26 protein-coding genes are annotated in these 18,290 nt (G+C 35.9%); 2 read left to right on the top strand and 24 right to left on the bottom strand.

The features are described 5' to 3' along the window. Positions 1-25: 25 nt before the first annotated feature. The 11 genes from LS41612_RS10865 to LS41612_RS10820 all read right to left on the bottom strand — a co-directional run bounded on the left by LS41612_RS10865 (position 26) and on the right by LS41612_RS10820 (position 6,785). Entirely contained in the window at positions 26-469 is a 444-nt protein-coding gene (locus tag LS41612_RS10865) for a DUF3168 domain-containing protein (protein ID WP_024364699.1), read from the bottom strand. Continuing rightward, positions 466-891, bottom strand: a complete 426-nt coding sequence (locus LS41612_RS10860; RefSeq protein WP_024364700.1) for an HK97-gp10 family putative phage morphogenesis protein — start codon at positions 889-891, stop codon at positions 466-468. The genes LS41612_RS10865 and LS41612_RS10860 overlap by 4 nt, the downstream gene beginning before the upstream one ends. Then, positions 891-1,214, bottom strand: coding sequence for a phage head closure protein (locus LS41612_RS10855; RefSeq protein WP_024364701.1), 324 nt, complete (start codon positions 1,212-1,214; stop codon positions 891-893). The genes LS41612_RS10860 and LS41612_RS10855 overlap by 1 nt, the downstream gene beginning before the upstream one ends. Further along, on the bottom strand, positions 1,201-1,527 hold the full coding sequence (locus tag LS41612_RS10850; protein WP_024364702.1) for a head-tail connector protein: 327 nt from the start codon (positions 1,525-1,527) through the stop codon (positions 1,201-1,203). The genes LS41612_RS10855 and LS41612_RS10850 overlap by 14 nt, the downstream gene beginning before the upstream one ends. A 9-nt stretch (positions 1,528-1,536) precedes the next feature. Beyond that, positions 1,537-1,689, bottom strand: coding sequence for a hypothetical protein (locus LS41612_RS23130; RefSeq protein ID WP_158694854.1), 153 nt, complete (start codon positions 1,687-1,689; stop codon positions 1,537-1,539). Between the two features lie 14 nt (positions 1,690-1,703). After that, entirely contained in the window at positions 1,704-2,570 is an 867-nt protein-coding gene (locus LS41612_RS10845) for a phage major capsid protein (RefSeq protein ID WP_024364703.1), read from the bottom strand. Positions 2,571-2,599: 29 nt separating this feature from the next. Further along, positions 2,600-3,265 (bottom strand): DUF4355 domain-containing protein, encoded by a 666-nt coding sequence (locus LS41612_RS10840; RefSeq protein ID WP_051147792.1) that lies wholly within the window; start codon positions 3,263-3,265, stop codon positions 2,600-2,602. A gap of 293 nt (positions 3,266-3,558) precedes the next feature. Further along, positions 3,559-5,079 (bottom strand): ComEC/Rec2 family competence protein, encoded by a 1,521-nt coding sequence (locus LS41612_RS10835; RefSeq protein WP_024364705.1) that lies wholly within the window; start codon positions 5,077-5,079, stop codon positions 3,559-3,561. A 283-nt stretch (positions 5,080-5,362) separates the two neighbouring features. Then, a complete protein-coding gene (locus tag LS41612_RS10830) occupies positions 5,363-5,650 on the bottom strand; it encodes a hypothetical protein (RefSeq protein ID WP_024364706.1) in 288 nt (95 codons plus the stop codon). A 146-nt stretch (positions 5,651-5,796) separates the two neighbouring features. Next, entirely contained in the window at positions 5,797-6,579 is a 783-nt protein-coding gene (locus LS41612_RS10825; RefSeq protein ID WP_024364707.1) for a BRO-N domain-containing protein, read from the bottom strand. Beyond that, the gene (locus tag LS41612_RS10820; RefSeq protein ID WP_024364708.1) at positions 6,576-6,785 is read right to left on the bottom strand and encodes a helix-turn-helix transcriptional regulator; all 210 of its coding nucleotides are present in this window, start codon (positions 6,783-6,785) and stop codon (positions 6,576-6,578) included. The genes LS41612_RS10825 and LS41612_RS10820 overlap by 4 nt, the downstream gene beginning before the upstream one ends. A gap of 192 nt (positions 6,786-6,977) precedes the next feature. Between LS41612_RS10820 and LS41612_RS10815 the strand changes: the two genes are divergently transcribed. Next, the gene (locus LS41612_RS10815) at positions 6,978-7,349 is read left to right on the top strand and encodes a helix-turn-helix domain-containing protein (RefSeq protein WP_024364709.1); all 372 of its coding nucleotides are present in this window, start codon (positions 6,978-6,980) and stop codon (positions 7,347-7,349) included. Between the two features lie 165 nt (positions 7,350-7,514). Here LS41612_RS10815 and LS41612_RS10810 read toward each other — a convergent pair whose 3' ends face one another. From LS41612_RS10810 to LS41612_RS10750, 13 genes are all read right to left on the bottom strand, one after another. Then, a complete protein-coding gene (locus LS41612_RS10810; RefSeq protein WP_024364710.1) occupies positions 7,515-8,000 on the bottom strand; it encodes an NUDIX domain-containing protein in 486 nt (161 codons plus the stop codon). 180 nt (positions 8,001-8,180) lie between these two features. Next, positions 8,181-8,705: a hypothetical protein gene (locus tag LS41612_RS10805; RefSeq protein ID WP_024364711.1), complete on the bottom strand. Its 525-nt coding sequence runs from the start codon at positions 8,703-8,705 to the stop codon at positions 8,181-8,183. A gap of 284 nt (positions 8,706-8,989) precedes the next feature. Continuing rightward, positions 8,990-9,445, bottom strand: a complete 456-nt coding sequence (locus LS41612_RS10800) for a 2-thiouracil desulfurase family protein (protein ID WP_024364712.1) — start codon at positions 9,443-9,445, stop codon at positions 8,990-8,992. Positions 9,446-9,666: 221 nt separating this feature from the next. Then, entirely contained in the window at positions 9,667-10,677 is a 1,011-nt protein-coding gene (locus tag LS41612_RS10795) for a phage head morphogenesis protein (protein WP_024364713.1), read from the bottom strand. Continuing rightward, the gene (locus LS41612_RS10790; protein WP_024364714.1) at positions 10,674-12,077 is read right to left on the bottom strand and encodes a phage portal protein; all 1,404 of its coding nucleotides are present in this window, start codon (positions 12,075-12,077) and stop codon (positions 10,674-10,676) included. Before LS41612_RS10790 ends, LS41612_RS10795 begins: the two co-directional genes overlap by 4 nt. Before the next feature lie 12 nt (positions 12,078-12,089). Beyond that, on the bottom strand, positions 12,090-13,298 hold the full coding sequence (locus LS41612_RS10785; RefSeq protein ID WP_029747456.1) for a PBSX family phage terminase large subunit: 1,209 nt from the start codon (positions 13,296-13,298) through the stop codon (positions 12,090-12,092). Continuing rightward, a complete protein-coding gene (gene terS / locus LS41612_RS10780) occupies positions 13,298-14,146 on the bottom strand; it encodes a phage terminase small subunit (protein ID WP_024364716.1) in 849 nt (282 codons plus the stop codon). The genes LS41612_RS10785 and terS overlap by 1 nt, the downstream gene beginning before the upstream one ends. 45 nt (positions 14,147-14,191) lie before the next feature. Next, positions 14,192-14,425, bottom strand: a complete 234-nt coding sequence (locus tag LS41612_RS10775) for a hypothetical protein (protein WP_024364717.1) — start codon at positions 14,423-14,425, stop codon at positions 14,192-14,194. A gap of 131 nt (positions 14,426-14,556) precedes the next feature. Continuing rightward, complete coding sequence (locus LS41612_RS10770) at positions 14,557-15,582, bottom strand: DNA cytosine methyltransferase (RefSeq protein WP_024364718.1); 1,026 nt, start codon at positions 15,580-15,582, stop codon at positions 14,557-14,559. Then, the gene (locus LS41612_RS10765; protein WP_024364719.1) at positions 15,579-16,109 is read right to left on the bottom strand and encodes a ParB N-terminal domain-containing protein; all 531 of its coding nucleotides are present in this window, start codon (positions 16,107-16,109) and stop codon (positions 15,579-15,581) included. Before LS41612_RS10765 ends, LS41612_RS10770 begins: the two co-directional genes overlap by 4 nt. Positions 16,110-16,139: 30 nt before the next feature. Then, the gene (locus LS41612_RS10760) at positions 16,140-16,463 is read right to left on the bottom strand and encodes a hypothetical protein (RefSeq protein ID WP_024364720.1); all 324 of its coding nucleotides are present in this window, start codon (positions 16,461-16,463) and stop codon (positions 16,140-16,142) included. Between the two features lie 73 nt (positions 16,464-16,536). Beyond that, complete coding sequence (locus LS41612_RS10755; RefSeq protein ID WP_024364721.1) at positions 16,537-16,719, bottom strand: sporulation protein Cse60; 183 nt, start codon at positions 16,717-16,719, stop codon at positions 16,537-16,539. A 166-nt stretch (positions 16,720-16,885) separates the two neighbouring features. Continuing rightward, a complete protein-coding gene (locus tag LS41612_RS10750; protein ID WP_024364722.1) occupies positions 16,886-17,623 on the bottom strand; it encodes a hypothetical protein in 738 nt (245 codons plus the stop codon). 213 nt (positions 17,624-17,836) lie between these two features. Here LS41612_RS10750 and LS41612_RS23325 point away from each other — a divergent pair, with 213 nt between their 5' ends. After that, positions 17,837-18,004, top strand: coding sequence for a hypothetical protein (locus LS41612_RS23325; protein ID WP_162832726.1), 168 nt, complete (start codon positions 17,837-17,839; stop codon positions 18,002-18,004). The last annotated feature ends 286 nt before the right edge of the window (positions 18,005-18,290 follow it).

Raw genomic sequence — 18,290 nt, 5'->3', positions numbered from 1 at the left:
AGAAAAACAGCCCCATAAAGGACTGTTAAATATTCTGCACTTTATATTGCAAAACTAAGACGCCATGCTTTACGCCGGGGCTATTGTCATCAAAAACACGGGAGTCACGTCTTTTGACACTTAGCACCTTAGCTTTCGGAAGCTTGTAATTTTGGGACATTAGCGCTTGTTGAGAAGCTGATAGCATCTCATACACCTTCCGTTTTCCACTGTACGCATCGTTATCCATCCACCAAGTATGAATCGTAAAAGTAATGGTTTCGATATTGCTCGTTTTCGTGTCAAAAGGTGATGAATAAGGCTCTGCAATCGTTACGTATGGATAAGGTGTATTTTCATCGACAGCATCGTACACACCTAAATCCTCTTCACTTTTTCGAGTAATATTTGTCAGCGCTTCACAAGCAATCAACTTTTGATAGATAGCTTGTTGCAACTCAAAATAAGGTAGCGCATAATAATTGGTCATAAGCCTAAACGCCTCATTTCTGTTTTAAAATACGCTTGTCCAGCATCAACTGCAGGGCCCCAGAATGGTTGAGCTTTATTACCGCTACTAGTTACCCAGTGTCCTAACTTTTCACTGTAATAAGTCCAAGGAATCTTTTTGGCTCTACTTCCTCCTGGCCCCTCTGCATGTACGCCAGTACCAAATTCCACCCAAATAGCGTAATGGCTCCCTACGGTGACAACAGCGTTATACTTCCCTAGCATCTTCATTTCGATAGAGTCACGCAAGCTGCCATCATCAACTGGCGCGAGTGCTTTAGCCTCAGTTTGTATAAGCCTTGCAGTCTCGTACACAATGTCGGATACTTTATCTAAAATCCCTTCTTCAAAACGTTGCGCGGCTCTTAACAATTTCCATCCACTGAAAGTAATTCGAGCCATTATGACATCACCAGCTTTAAAGCCACACGCATCATTTCATGTTGGCCACCTTGATCTTCAGGACGTCCTGCAAACTCGTATATCTCCCCTTCAAAGCGTAATCGCATACTAGACGTTAAATCAGTTCTGTAGGGGTAATACATGTAACATTGCAATGGATTACCTAGCTGTTGAGCATAATAATGCTCTTTGCTTGTTGGTGTATCAACAAACGCTTCGATTGTATCCACTGGCATCCACTTCGTTTTATATCCCCCTGCACCATCAGAAATACGTTGCTTCTCAACGACTTCGACTGTATGAGGAAATTCATCGTAATGCATGAAACTTCACCTTCTTATATGGCCGTAAATAGGTCCAAATGGCTTTTGGAAACTCTGTGTCATAAGAATAGGAGACTGTCCCCATAACACGTCCTTTTAACCCTGTTGTTTGCATATTGAATTGTATAGCCTTAGCGATAAATAGTTGCACACCTTGAGGCATCGTTTCAGGACACCACGCACCGTTACAATGGTCAATTGCTACTTCAAATAAAATAGGAGCCATTGCACAATAAAACGCATCATGCTTAGCTCCTGTATCACCATTTAACTGTTTTAGCTGTTCGATTTCTTCTTGAGTTGGTTGCCACATATTGACCACCTACTTTTCAGTTTCTGCTTCTGGTTTTTTTGAAATGGTACGTTTAGGCTTCTCTAATTGTACTTCCTCAAATTCCTCTGTACGCAAAAGGCGAGCACCGTGTTCTTCAGTGACCGCCCATGTGATACCCGTATTTAAGTTTTTTACGAACATTTTTAACCCCCTCCTTACGCTGGTCGTCTAGCTGAAAGTACTGCTAAAGCTTCTGGGCGCACCACTTTACAACCGTATAGATGAAGTCCTTTTACAGCATCTGCAAAACGTTTCTCCATTCGATAGCCCTCTACTTTTGCAGCTTGTTCAGCATACGTCCAGGCCATATTATGTCCGGCGATAATTTTTGAGTTTGCGACGACGCCTTCAAAACCTGTATCAACAAATGGTGCATTATTAGATTTCATAAGTAAGAAACCTGCAGCTCGACCTACAACACCATTAACCAAACGTTCGTCTGCTGGCAAAGCACCAGAACCAACAAAGCGATCATCTTTTAATAATAGCCCTTCATACCAAGGTGGCAAAACAGCAAAACGACCTTGTGTCGGAATATTGGCTTCATCCAATTTCGTTGAAAGGTCCACAAGGTACTCATAGGCATTGGCTTTCGTTACCTGAATCGGATCCTTGTCCGTACCAATAGTGTTAGCAGCATGTACATAATGAGAGGCAATAAATTGATCCGCGACATTCGATAAGGCATAAGCCGCTTCACGCATTGCATGATCCATTAATTTAGGATTTTGTTGAATTTTATCTAAATCATCAATTTGGAAGTTGAAAAACTTCGATTGGTCAATCACTAAATTACGTGTGTGATCTGTCAGTTCCTCTGGATCCTTCATATCTTTGTTGCGCGTATAATCACCTACGGATACAGCACCAATACCATTGATTTTTACTGTGTCACCGTAAGCCTTGATTTCGCCTTCATAATCACGGTTGATGACACTAGCTTGTCCGAATACTAATGATTTTTGTAAATTGTGCAAAAGTCGAGCTGACCAAATTGTTGGAATAAAGTTTTTAATCGTCATAACGATATTTCCTCCTTACTGCTAATCGATTATAGTAAATTGTTTTTCACGATTTCATCCCAATTCGCATTGATTTCATCCGTTGTCATTTTCAGTACAGCTTCTTTCGTCAATGTTGTTGAGCCCCCTCCTTTTTGTGGTGGTGGCGTTCCACCATCTTTAAAGCGTTTATCCACTTCTGCCTGAACAGCTGCGTTAAATTCCGCTTCAAGTACACCTAAATTAGCTGTTGTCTTTTCAGCATCTTCACCGACAAAGAACGCTACTAACTTACTTGGTAAACGCTTTTCAGTTGCAATAGATAACGCCTGATTAATTAACTTTTCACGTGCAGCTTCTTTTTGCGATTGCTCAAATTGTGCCTTTAACTCACGTAACTGTTTCGCTTCCTCCGTTTCCGGTGGGTAACGCTTTGTAATTTCCTCTTCTAGTTTCTTTGGGAGAGTTTTCGTTTCATACGTTTTAATCGCTTCCGTTACACGTGTATCAGCAAATGACTGCAACCATTTCTTACCCTCATCATTGTCGTTTAAAAATGATTGAACCGATTCAAGTGTCAATGTAGCCCCTTGTCCGTTTCCGCCATCTCCTTGTGGTGGATGATCCCCTGAAGGATTTCCTTCCCCACCATCAGAAAACATTTGAATAGCTAAAGGTAAAAAGGTTTTTAAATAAAATGGATTGTTCTTCATCATGTCCTCCTTGCCCAATTTAGTTATCCGATGGAATCCCTAAACTGTTCGATAATATTTTTTCCCGTTCTTTATAGCGTCTGCGAGAGGAAAGACAAAATAAAAAGCCACTCTAAAAGAATGGCTTTTTAACTTTATGAAAGTTTTTTAAAATTAGATGAACTTTATTGAACTGAAGTCCCCGTTAGCTTTAGAAGAACAGTGATGCTTATTCAATAATCGCATCCGAACATTGAATAAAAAATAATAACATTTATTCACAAAAAGAAAATAAATATTGATATATTCTATCACAACTATGGATATTTAATTTCTAAATCACACCCACAGTTACATTTATTTATTGTATTATTAACCCCAATTGCACGGTGACCATCCGGTGTATGTAGTTCCAAAGATTTTACCCACTTATATTTAATATAATCACCAGTATAAGAAGGGTGACTATGGGAATTAAATTTCGGGGTGAACTTTGCATGTTTTCCGTAACTGTACACAATTTTACCTTCTTTAACATTCAGCGGAATCTTATTTTTACCACAATTATTCTTGAAGTAATTTCCTCCATGGTGTGAAGCCACGAGTCCATTTAAATTAGATAAGAATTGATCAGGTATGAATTGATATCTATTATCCCCTGGCAAAAGAAATCTCTCATTACTTTTATTTTCAACTAACAAACCTATCCCGTTATTATGGTAGTGTCTATTATCCCCATTACAAATAAATAAGCTACCAAAAGGCGTTTTGAAAGTTCCTGAGCTTAACTCGGTCAACTTACCGTATTTTGATATATCCGCACATAGTTTAGTAACTTGAGGTCCCTTTTTCTGATTTGGAACTATCCACTCTGTTTTTAAAGCATCCTTACAGTAATGGACGCCAATCCAATGATCTCTGTGCCAATGTGATAATATTATTTTAGGTTTAAGACTAAAGCAATATTCTATTCCATTTGGCGGATAGGTTACTGCATCTCTTCGCTCTCCACCACCAAAATCAAAGTATACAATTGGTTGTGAATTATAATTACAGATTGCTGAACATAATCCTTGCCCAACATTGTAAACCGCAATAAAGAAATCATCATAGTTTTCTTTAAAATCTGTTTTTTCTTCGTGTTGTATACCTTCTAAGCTATAAAATCTTTCTAATTGAGCTGTTTCTACTAAGTCTTCTATTGAAGATAGCATAAAGTTTGATACAATTTCTTGACTACCAGTATAATCTAGAAAAATTAAAGAGTTCCCACTTTTAACATGCTTACCATTTAGTAAATACCATCTATTTGAAGCTTCTTCATTAATAATATTTAAAATTCTTTTTAATTTATTCCCCATCAAGTCCAGCTCTTTTATTTCCACAATCATGCTAAATGTATTTAGTGTTCCTAACAAATCTCCTTTCGTAGTTTGGTTCTCCTCAAATTCATTTTGGATTCTGTCACTATCTTCTTGGTCTACCAAATCAAATTTTAAATAATATATTTGATCCTCATATTCTATATCCTCTAAAAATGCATAATATGAACTTCTTTTTCTTCTAAATAACTGTGAATTCTTTTTATAAACCTTCTTATAGCTACTTAACTCCGCATCAGAATTGACTATGTTTTTACCTAATTTTTGTAATTCGAGGTTAGTTGCTATACTGTGTCGCAATCTAAACTCAAAGTAATCAGAATAAACCTTAAAAGAATATACATTATTACCAAATGTTTGATTTATTGCATTAACTATGTTTTCTTCGTGCAGCTTTAAATTTATTTTTTGTCTAAAATTTTTATTTTTCAATTCATATCGATATATAAATGCCATTAATAAAATCACTCATCCCAAAATTTTTATATGATTTATTTCATTCCATCTAACTAATATTGAAACCTTAAAGTACCTCCTTCCCTAACAAAGAGATGGACTCTTTTACCCATTTTATCTTCCCTTTTAAATTCCTACTAATAAATTATACCAATTGTTCCATAAAATCTATAATCCTGTGAAAGAAATGTAAAAATGAAGATATTATCTCCTAAGGCATGATTATTGAACAAGAAATAAAAAGGTGTTAAATATCACCCTTTTATTTTATGACTTTTACAATTTAGGTCTTGATTTGTGATAATGCGTTTGCATAAGTTACGTAAAACTCTATTTCCGATTTACGTCTTTGGAGTTCGTGAAACATTATATTCATTAACTTTTGACAACCAAGTCCTTTATTTAATGCAGCATTCACCGCTAAATAAAGTAGATGTATTTCTCTGTCACCCATTTCATTCACCACACTTTTGCACCAATCGTTGAAATCATTCGATAGTGGTGGTGTAAGATTATAAAACTCTGAATAATGGATCATGGCTTGTAAACAACTTCCACTTGGTATTTGCACAGTTCTCCCTCCTGGGAGTAACATCCACTTCTAAATATAACGATATTCGGTTATAATAGATTTATGATATGGGTGGATGTCACTCAAAATTATGTCATGTTTTAAGTTGCCGCTTAAAGCATGGCTTTTCTTTTTTTGTTCCCCAATTAGTTAACCAACTTCCCCTGGACAATTTCTTGTATCTTCTGACGACCTTTTTCGTAATATCGGAAAGATTCTACTTGTTTACTACTGTAGGGCGACTTGTCCAATGCAAAATATCCGTATTCATCGGTTTTTAGATTATGTTTATTTGCAATACTGCCAACCTTCTGCGGTGAAATACCTAATTCTGAACCAATATCACTAGCTGTATATGTCTTTTTTACTTCTGGACGGTAATCAATTGTTTGGTCACTTAAAACCTCTAAAACATTTACTTGTAACAACTCAACAGCTACAGGAGATAAGATTTTATTTTTCTGCATGTCCAGAATTAATTTAGCTTGGCGTGTACGGCTGTTATTCAACATTGCCTCAGCACGCATACGTTGTACCTCAAGTTTAGTATCTACCTTTTTGGGTTGAGCTAATATCATTTCACCTTTACGTAAAGTTTTAAGTGTCTTTCGAACAAAAGCTCTAAATACTTTTGCTTTAGGTTGTTTAGATAACATTGTTACTTCATATATACCATCCTCAGTAAAAATACGGGTTTCTTGGGTACCCCCTTTACCGTGGGTACCTGTAGATACCTTTGCAATAATCGAAAATTCTTCATCTCTAAGGTACTCATTATTAGCTACTAAATTTTCAACTCCCTTTTTACTTGCATATTCAAGCGCCTGAGCTATCTGGTTAATTGTCATAAATACTTCATTGTTTTCATTTTGGTAAAAATCACACATAACTGAATTAAATTGATTTTGTGTTGCTAAAGTAAGATTCATAGATTTACTTCCTCCTTTTCATGTACAAAGAATTTTGTCCAATCAAATTTTAGATAAGCTGCTATTTTTCTCGCCACTTTTACTGATGGTGTTTTTTCACCCCGTTCAATGTTTGCATAATACCCACGTGAAATGTCCACAGAATCAGCTATTTCCTCCTGTTTTATTCCTTGAGCTATTCGGATCTGTTTCAGCCATCTTCTCATAATCTCTCCCCTTTCAAAAGTTCCTTTTAGGAACATTAATTAATTTAATTATAAGTTCCTACAAGGAACATTTCAATACTTTTTGAATACTAAAGTTTCTTTAAGGAACAATAAATAATTAAATATAGAAGTTCCTTTAGGTAACATATACAATCATAAGTAGCCAAATAATATTTAAGGATGTGCGTATAAATGGATATTCTTGCACAACGTTTAAAAAAGGTTCGTGAAAATATAAAGAAATCAAAGCCTGAATATACCCAATCATTTGTTGCTAAAGAAATAGGTGTTGCAAGAACTACTTATACAGCTTATGAAAATGGCACAAAAATGCCTCCTATTGACACTTTAAGTAATATCGCTAAGCTTTTTGATGTTTCAATAGATTACCTTCTTGGTCGTACAGAAAAACAAAACCTTACTCCTCAAGAAGAAGATGCAGACTTTCAAGCCTTTGCTAACAATCCAGAACTACAGAAGTTTTACAAAGAACTTCCATATTCGAAAGAAGAGGCAGTTCAGAGATTACGTGATATTTGGGAAATTTTAAAACATGAAAATTAATAATGAATACTTAACCAGTCAAACTACTCTCTGCATAAAAAGCTGAATAAATAATGCGCATAAGAAAAGTCACAAACGTTGATTTAACAACATTCGTGACTTTTTGGTGTACGTCCAAACTTTTATTTGGGAACGTTATTTTGTATGGGATTGTATAAAATAACTCTAACGAACTCGATAAACATCATTTAGTTTATGCTCTTCTATTAAATCAATGTTTCTAGGACTTTGCGTATATTCCTGTAAATACGGTCCGATGTTTGCATACATTTCAATATTTTGTAACTCTGAAATAGGTAGCCATTTTACATCTATTTGATTTGAATCCGGGTTTTCTGGAAATTTTGGTTTACTAGGACTTTTTATTTTGCATTCAAACATCATAACCAATGTATGTATTTTACCAAATTTATCTAAATTAAGATGAGGTGTGTATTCATAAACAAAAGCCAGTGGACCAACTTCTACATCTATACACGCTTCTTCTTTGGCTTCTCTTTTTACTGTATCTATAATTGATTCATTGGGTTCTGCACCTCCAGCAGGTAAATCATAAACGATACCTCTTATTGGGTCGTTATACACCGTTAATAATATTTCATTATTCTCTATTATTATTGCACCAGCTCGAACTCTAATATGAGAAGACATTTAAAAACCTCCTAAGTTGATATATTAAGTTTTCTAGAAGATGTTATTGAATTCCTTTCAATGTCACCAAAGTTCCTTTTGGGAACGTTATTAGGTTTAGTTATGAATACGTTATAAATCCTTGTTGCACTAAAGCGCACGTTTGATCAATAAGGAATGCCGTTCGTTTAAAAATTATGTTTAATCTACAAAATATGGAGTAATTCCTACTTCTCTTAATATGTTATTTAAATTGTTGGGTAATATGTTAACATCAATACCCGATTTAATTAACACTTGTCTAAGTTCAATGAATAGTTGCTTATCAACGGATCTAAATATATACTCAAAATGTTTTTGATTATCTAACCTAAGTAAATACCAAACCAAATTATCATATAAATATGGGAACTCTTGTTTAATGTTTTCTCTATTGTCGAGAAATGATCGAACATAATCCTCAAAACGATACACTTTATTTTCATCGAAATCTTCGTCTTTTTTAAGTTCTTTGATTGGTCTAAAGATAAAAGCTGACCCCAATTGCCAATTACCAAGACCCACAAAAAAAACAAGTAACGAATATTTTCGTATTTCAGGATCTGGATTTGAAAAGTAAAGATAATAATTGTCATAATTATCTTTACTCCAATCTTTAGCTAATCCTGGATAAACTTCGATTCCTGCTACAATCCTCTTAGCTTTATCAAGTACCGTTTTTGACATCGGTTATTCCTCATTTCCTGGCATCATTATTTGAACAATGCTATATAATTACTACTCCAACAACTAGCAGCTATATTTGCTAACTCAACTATCCTGCGCCGTTAGTTGAAGTATAACCTTTCCAAAGCGTCGTTTGGGGATATTTCTTTGTTTACCGTTGTGAATTCATATAAATCTGGTTATATCCCTTATTCCGCAATCTGGCTCTTTAATGAAACCGTGCGCTAATCCTTATTACAGAATCGCGCCTAATTAATGTATTTTGAGCTAATTCTTCATTTTATTTAGAATATTTCGGAAAACTGTCTTTCCGAAATTACTTGTAAACCGTTTCTTTTTAATAAAGCAGCCGTAACGCCATTCCCTGCAATTTCCTTTCCTATAAATTCACCATTATAAATCATGGAACTTCCACAAGATGGGCTATACTCTTTCAGTACAACTACCGTTGCGTTGACATCAATAGCCTTTTTTAGAGTAATATAAGCTCCTTTTATGTATAATTCCGTAACGTCTCTACCTGATTTTTCGATTACTTTAGCTATTCCATCCAATACATCTTCCCCGTTACCTCCTATTATTTCTGCAGGTTCTCTAGGAGTTGAAAAGCCACCAAGTAATTCGGGACATACGGTTATTGCTTTATTCTCTTCTATTAGTTTCATAATTTTATTATTTAAACAATGTGTACCGTTATATCTTACCTCTAATCCTGCTAAACAAGAACTTACTACTATCATTAATATCCCCCCAATTTAGTATCACCTAATAACATTATACATTCAAGGAATTACTTGACAATCTGGCCCGATTGTTGAATAAAATTTACATAAAACTTCAAAATCAAAATAATTTTAACATAAATATCCAAAACAAAATCACCTCTAATAAAAACTAACGAGGTGATTTTTATCAAACTTTATTTCGAGAACTAAATTAGTTATGCCCATACAAACTTCACTCATCCTTCACCACTAAACTGCTTCCTCCAATCCTCGAAGCTCATAAATGGTACTGTCACACTTGGTGGCTTAACTTCTTTGTAAGCTTTGGTAAGCGCTTGTTTATACATTAGTCCCAAGTCCTCCATGTAAGCGTCTATACGAGCTGCTAAATTCTTTTGATACTTATCATCCATATAGTCTTTGCCACGTCTGTATTCAGGTAATTTACCGTTCACCAAGTAAATCGAATGACACCGACATTGAATATCCATGGATGCAACACCCCATAGCCTTGGACCTTTAGATTTCCACTTTCCATAGTGATAATAGCCGTCTTTATCAGCCTTTTGCCCATCTAGCTTTCTATGAGATTTCCGTACTCTCGTATCAAGGGAGGACATCCAAACCTTTGTTAGCCGAACGGTTTTACTTGCCTGTTCTTCTAAAGATAAATCTGCTTGTGACCGTACTCTGCCACCTTCTGTACGTGCAACAAGGATGGCTTTCTTCTTGGTCCACCCCATAGCGTTCTCAATCCTGTGAGCCATTTCAGTGTAGCTTTCTCCGGCTTGTAGGCTTTGGGCTATCTCAATGTTTAGCCGTCTAATAATGTCGTTCCTGTGGGCTTCAAATACCTTCGGAAGTGTTAAAAACTCAACTGGATTAGTTAGAGCTGTTTCAACTGAAGGCAATACAAAGCCCATTTCCTCGCCTGTAGATTGTTCTAACAGGTAAGCCATCATTAAGTATCTCTCAATGTATAGTCTTTCCTCTGACGCTCTTATTAGCTTAATAACCGCTTTATAATCCGCATTAAGCTCTTGAGCAATTAGCTTCATTTCCTGATTGAAGCGATTGTATTTATTAACGTCAGTCCAAGTCGCTTTTCCTTTCTGACCAAACTTACGATGCATCTGCAGCATTTGGTCGAGGATGGCTTTTAAACGCTTGTTAAAGACCACTTCAATGTCTTTTTCAGCCATCTTTTCTAGTTCATCTAGAATTTTATTAATCTCTTGCTGATTCATTGTTTATCCACTTCTTCAGGATCGTCATCCAAGTCCTCTAAGTCTTTGCCATACACATTAGCGTCCTTCTCCATCTCTTTCAGCTCATAGTCCACATCATCCACAATCGACATCTTAGAAAGCCGTGTTCGCTCTGACACTAGCCCTTTTAATGCTTGTGATGCCTGTGCCTCGGATAATAAATCCATAGGAACGTTGCGCTTGTACTCGAACCATAATTTCAAGTAATCATCTTTCAAACAGATTCCTTTCTTTGCCCAGGCGCTACACAACACTTTGAATTGATAACGTAAAGCAGTAGTAAATTTTCGTTCCATCGTTTTGCATTTGTTCTCAAGTGCCATGAGTTTAAACTTCATAGCTACACCACTTGTATTTCCGGCAAATGATTCATCACTAAAGTTCACACTTTTAGCTAATCGCATGATGTTCTCTTCTAAGCGATTTAGATGATTCTCAATCATTTGGTCATTGACTTCTTTGGTTAGGTATTTGATGTCCTCATCTTCACCCATCAGCTCGAAAATGCCCGTGCGTGCAACCTTCTGTGCATCGTCTTCATCCATCCCCATGCCTTTCAGCACCAAATACGCTAAACGCCATTGTTCAATCTCGTTAGATGCATCTGATAAAGTGCGGTCGTACGCATCAATCAGGTTATACACTTTGTCCGCATCGCCCTGCAGCTCCTCATTATTTGAAATCCCAAATAAAGGACAGTAGTCGAATAAATGCTTGCGCTCATCTTTCAGTACAAATTGTGAATCTTTGTCTGCACGAGTGTAGAGTTTTTCAGTTGTAGCATCGTAAAATACCAGCTGCTCGATTTCTACTTTTTCACCTTCAACATTCAGTTCCGCGCTTTTAAAATAGCGGAATCCATATTTAGGTTCACTTACTTCTCCGGTTTCAGAAAGAATGATTGTTTCCCACGGATCAATCACCATGGCACGTTCATTTCCTTCAGTATCAATGTAAAGTAGCCGAGCAGAATAGCCACAAATAGCCGTTTTCTTTCCTGATTCACTATCCAAGTCATCAATCGAATTGCGCAAATTAAAAAGCTCAATGGCCTCTGTTAATGACTTTAGGCTTTGAGCTTGTTTATCTACCACATATGAAATTGGATTACCGAACATATAGCCAACTTTCGTGTCTACGATTTCAGCATCAAGTGGATTGTTAAGGGTGTTGTTTACCTTATCATCTACTCGTTGCACATGGGCATTACCTTGGGCATAGTCTGCTGGTTTACGTGTTAAAATGGGCACTGCTTCAGCTTTATAGCGGTTATAGTTGAGTAAACGTTTATTTCGTTCTGTTTTAGTTTCTGAAATTAACTTCTCAAGTAATAGAGGAGTAACGCCTTTTTCATCGATGTATTGAATATATTCGTTCACTCTTCTACCTCCTTATCGATTTTTCCCTTTGAGAATTGCTTTTTGATAATGTGTGTATATGCCATAACGAATCATGTCCATTACGTCATCCCATAGCTTAATTGGTTGTCCCGTTGTGCCATTCCATGCGTATTGGTATATTTCATCCTTGAACCTTTTTACTTTATCTTCAACAATAAAAAGCCGCCCGATTTTAAACATTTTGGCGACTTCCTCAATTCCTGCTATTACCTTTTTATTCGCATTGAATGCTCTTAACCCTTCTCGTCTAAAGCGTTGTACATGTTCCGTTCGTGCCGAATCACAATAGAAATTAAGATTGCCATAGCGTTTCTTAATGTCCTTCGCAACATCTACCCAGTAATCAATTTCTTGGTGCTGTCGTGCATGTTCTTCACAAAGATAAACGTTTCTTTTTTCATCTTCAGCAAATACACCGATAACCCCAAAGTGCTCGTATCCCCAGTCAACAGCAGCAAAGTATTTAACAATGTTGAGTTTTTCGAACTCTTTACTAGAAATATAATGACGGTCTTTATTAAAGTCTTTGTAGACAATTCCCTCGGCTGCTACCCATAAACCATAAATGTCGCGATCAGTAAACACGCCTGAAGGTGTAGAAGCAATAATGGACTCAACGTATTCAGGATCAAGAAAGATGTTATCAAACAAAGTAAAATGAAATGCTCTGATATTTAAACGGCCGTTATCTAACATCTGACCATCTTTATCAATGTAATCCGTTTTAATACTATGTGCTGGATTCTCAGTATTGGTATCAATTAATATACGTGCCCCTTGATATGAGCAACGTGAGATAACTTCTTTCACGAATGAATCATGAAGTGCTGTACCCTCATTAAGTAGTGCTCCTGTCGCGGTAAAACCGCGCACTTTTTTCCACGTATCAGAATTAGCTCCATCAAAACAATATATCTTGTTGCCAAAAACAGAAACTGCATTTGATTTATTAAGATTTAACTCTTTGCCTAGAATGACTTCCATATCGTTTAATATGTTACGTCTAATACTTGCTTGCGTAGCTCCACCTATAATAAAAGACAATCCTTGCCCCTCATATTTAGCAATATGCATTAAAAAAAGCAGAATAAACACGAATGTTTTCCCTGCACGTTTTGCCCCACTGGCAAGTATTATTTTAGGATTTTCTTGAATAAATGAATCCATGACATCTTTTTGCTTTGGAGTAAGTTCAGTCATTATTCATCACCTGCTATCTTACGCAACATCTTAGCAATTTCACTTTCTTGTGTTGATGTATCTCCATACTGAATTTTTTCAATTTCAATTTTTAACTTTTTAACATTCAACTTCATTTGTTTTAACTTCAATTGCTGTTCACTATTGGATTTTTCAATATCATGTTTTTGTTTAATCGCTCTCACAAGTTGATTCGTGACTCTTGTTAGTGCTTCCTCAAGATTGAGTATGTCATCCATTTTACGAAAAATCGTTTCTTCAACCTCAACAGTAACCATGCGTTCTTTTGCTATTGTGACAGTTTGACCATCCGCACCCGTTGCAGCTTCTTTCACTTTCCGCAATTGCTGCAACACACGTCTTTGCTTTTCTGTCAGACCTTCTTCAATTGTTTTAATCCGCTTCATCATCCTACGTTGCCGTATGGTTAGTTCACGAACGTTTCTATCAATTTGTAACAAAGGGTCAGTTTCAATAGTGCCATATAGCTCCCGTTCCTCTTCATCTAGGTAGTCCCACATGAGAGATTCATATTCACCTGTCGTTACAGCGTTTTTATTACCCAGCGGAGCAGAACCGCCTTTATTGCCTTTTGCATTTTTATTGCCTAATGGTGCACCACCTGTATTCCTTAGAGCGTTTTTATTGCCACGTGGTGCGCCTTTTTTGGTATGCACACTTTTTTCATTTGGTGTGCATACTTTTTCATTATCATTGTCCATAGCTCGCCATTTGCGTTGTTGCCAACTCTTGACGGTGTTAATGGACACGTTGTACTTAGCAGCGATGTCTTTTTGCTTCATGCCACTTTTATAATCCTGATAAGCTAATTGATATTTTTCAGCCATGTTACATTAACACCACCTCCGTCAGTTGAGTTGAGTTTGTTTTTATCAATCGTCTTTTTGTAAGTCGATGTCTAGCTCGATTAGTTTTTTTAAATCATCCACAGTCGATACTTTGATAAGACCGTCCTTGAAGTCTTTTACCCATTGAGCTATCCCTGCTTGTACGATTTTTCTATAACGTTCTTTTGATTCATTAATACTTTCAGCCATGCTTATTTCATGTTGCAGTAATAAGTCGTCTTCTTTTATAGATACAGAACATTTGTTTGTATTTTTCATTGCCTCCTACCGACCTCTCACCTATAATGAAAGTGAGATAGCGCCTTGAGTAAAACCGTGCACGGTGTAACGCTATCTCTGCCGGTATTCGGCACTCTATTTCAGGGAGGTGTTAGCGCACCTCTCTCTTTTTATTTAAACCATTGAAGGTATATTTGTTCAGCGATTTTTTTCATCATAATCGGCGGAACACTCATGCCACATACATATTGAATGTTAGAACTTCCAAAATCATAATCATAGGGAAAACTTTGTATTCTGATTATATCCATCTCACTAATAAAAAAAGGCTCATCATATCTGATGAACTGTGAATTACTCGCTATTGTATATGGAACTTTATTATCTTTGACAAATACAGTATTGAATGAACGATCTTTACCTTCTGTGCGCTTTGTAATATCGCCAATATTGTTATCGATAGGGCGCCTTTTCAACCACCGCTGATACGTGACTGTTTGAGGATTCAGTGCTTTCCCTCTACCAGATCTGATTTCTTTATATAAAATCGGCTTTTCATTAAATGGCAGTGATAACTTAGGGAAATTTAATTCTTTTCGATGAGCAATAAAAAAGACTCTCTCCCTGCGTTGGGGTACGCCCATAGATGCACTATTTAACAAGAATAATTGCAGTGTATACCCAATCTCATCAAATGCTTTGGCAATAAGCGTAAGAAAGCCCTTCGCCTGCCCAATTAGCATTCCCTTCACATTCTCAGCAACGACAACTTTAGGTCGGAGCTTCTCGGCAACATCAATAAAATCGAAAAATAAATCATCTAATCGTTGCTTTGCTTGACCTTCTCTAAAGTGGTAAGCATCTCCCCATTTTGCTTCTCTTTTACCTGCAACCGAAAAAACACTGCAAGGTGGAGAGCCATCTAAAATATCTAGATTAAACAACTCGTCAGGAAGTGCACTATTCGGGATTTCTTTAAATTGTTGAACGCCCATTAAAAAAGGGAACTTTGGATGATGATTGTTCTTGTATAGGGTCATCATTTCGGGGTCAATTTCCACATTGCCCATAACATCAAACCCGGCCAACTTATATCCCATTGTAGAACCCCCTCCACAGGAGAAGCAGCTAAACACTTTGAAATTATGTTTCTCAACCTTTTTCAAATCACTTAATGACCAATGCCACTCGTTCATTGAGGTTTCTCCTTTGGATCAAACAAAAAACCGCACTTAGGGCACTTGCATGCGAAGTTTTCTTCTGCAAATGTTTCTAAAGAGAGTTCTTGATTGAAAAACTCGGTCATTTCATCATCTTGGTCCGTAAATTGTTTTATCAATAAATCAATCTCGTTCTGGTCAAATCCGCTGCCAAGATTCAAATCACTATGTTCAAGTTCCATAAAAAGAGAAGCAAGTTTTTCATCATCCCAATTGCCACTCACTTTGTTTAAGGCAAGGTTCGCAAACTTTTCTTTTTCCTCTGAAAAATCAACAACGGATACCTCCAGTTCGGTATAACCTTGTGCTAGCAAAATTTTAAACCGTTGATGTCCACTTATCAGATTTCCAGTGCGTTCATTCCAAATTAAAGGATCAATATAGCCAAAATCCTTGATTGATCTAGCCAGCTTTTCAAATTCTTCATCCCCTGGTTGTAAATCCAAACGTGGATTGTATGGTGCTGGATTGATTTTTTCTACAGGTATACTTATGATCTTCAAATTGGCCCCTCCCTTTTAATTAAAATCTGTTTACCACCATCTATAACGGAAACCCTGAAAGCCATTGATATTTTGAATATTTTCTTGCTGCAAATCATCCATAAAAATAAGGCAGCCACTCCATGTGCGATTAGTCACCTCACATGTAGTAGTTGCCTTTTCTTCTATTCGTATAACCCTCATTGATGATTCGATGCATCCATTTTTTACGAAGTACACTCTATCACCTATGTTCAATCGTTTAGGTCGACTTGATAGTTGCCAGAACTGTTCAAATCCACCCTGTTCGTAAACAGCGGTTTCTCTATCATCATAATTATATTCACTTTTTGGAATCGTTACTATAATGTCCAATGGCATCACCCCATTATGCTAGTTGCTTTGTAAAATAAAAAACACCATCGTTTAAGATGATGTTTCTAAAAAATTAATCTTCATAAATTATTACGGCTGAATGGTAATCTGTTCTGTTTTCACCGTAATTATATGCATTATATTTAATATCAATTAATTTAAAACTATCATTTTGTTGTTTTAGTTCTAAGAATCCATTGATACTTTTTTCTAGGTTTGATGATTTTCCCTCATCAAATATTTTTACTTGAATCATACTAACACCTCCTCTGAACCAATAATAATCCAAAATACGACAAATTTGTAATAATATTTTGATGCAATTATTTCGCTCTCAAAAGTAAGTACCGGTAGTTCAGCAGCAAGAGGAGGACAGCTCGATACTCATTTTTAGAGCAAAATAAAAACACCCCAAGGGATGTTTATTTAATATCTATCGATTTTAATAATATGTTGTTTTTTTGAGCTATATTATAAAGTATTTCTGTTAAGTTTTCATTACTTGCACCGAAGGAAATAATTACGCTCCCATTTGTCCGTGAAGAAGCAACCCCTTTTGCATCAGTGTACTTCATTATGTCACTAGTGAACTTCTCCACATTCTCAAAGTTAGATTCTTGATTTACAGTTACTATACAAGATTTATTCCTTTGATTATAGTAACCATTTAAATTTTTATTTATAGTATTAAATTTATCATTTATCGTTTTATTGATAGCCCTTAAAAGTTCTGGATTCGCCTCAGTATTTTTTTCACTAATAATCTTTTCTATTTCCATTATTAATTGGTTTTCTACAGGAGCTGTCACTGTTTGTGGATCCAATTTATCAATCTTGCTATCCATATTTTCAATTTTTGATGTAATTTGAGTTAATAAATTCGAAGTATGTCTTGTTACAACTTGACTATCACTATCTTGTTTCCATGCGTAAAATATTGCTACTAAAGCTAAAGCTATAGAAACAGAGCTAGATATAAATGAAAATAAGTCTACAACCTGAATATTATCGGCAAGCCTAAATGTTGTAACAAAAAATATTATTGCTACTAGTATTAATACAAGCCATAGCCAATCCTGATTTCTCCATTCAAATTTCCTTTTGTTTTTCTTTTTTGTTAAGTTTTCCTTTTGTTCTTCTATTGAATTGTTATTTTCCATATTTATCACCCAAATCAATCATACTTTGCGAGCAATTAAATTGGAACAAATTTCTACAATTTCCACTCTCAAAACCACACCAAACTCCGCCCTACTAATAATTGCGTGCAATTGAATTGTTTAGTCTAGACTTTTACATGCTCGTTATTTAAAACACAAGTAGGAATTTCTTCTATTATTGTCGAAATATAGAAACGAAAGGAGGTGTTTCTAATGGCCAAAAATAAAGAACCAGGTAAAGGTCGCGTTGGCGCAGTAAAAGATCGACATCAAGTTTATAATCCTAAAACTGACAGATGGGTAAAAGTAGATTCAGATACTGGTAAGTTTATGGATGTAAAACAAGACGGTACGCCATTTAAAGGTGTAACTAAAAAATAAAGAAAATTCCGTTGAATAAATCTTTCTCATAAATTTATTCAACGGATACTTCAAAAATCGTTAATTCCAACCCCTCTTCGTTGATTTATGTACTTTTGCTTTCTAGCAACTTGAATAATAGACAAGAACTTCTTCCATATTCTTTTATATTAATTAAGATACCTAATCTCTTAAAAAATACGGCCAGCCATGTATGTCATACACCGAACCTACCTACGAGTTTACAATACAAATTTTCAAACACAAACTATCGTACATGTTTTACATTTGTTCCTTTTGCTACATA

Source organism: Lysinibacillus sphaericus (assembly GCF_002982115.1).
Classification (GTDB): Bacteria; Bacillota; Bacilli; order Bacillales_A; family Planococcaceae; genus Lysinibacillus; species Lysinibacillus sphaericus.
Note: the sequence above shows the minus strand (reverse complement) of the source record. Positions and strands in the feature narration are given on the sequence as shown.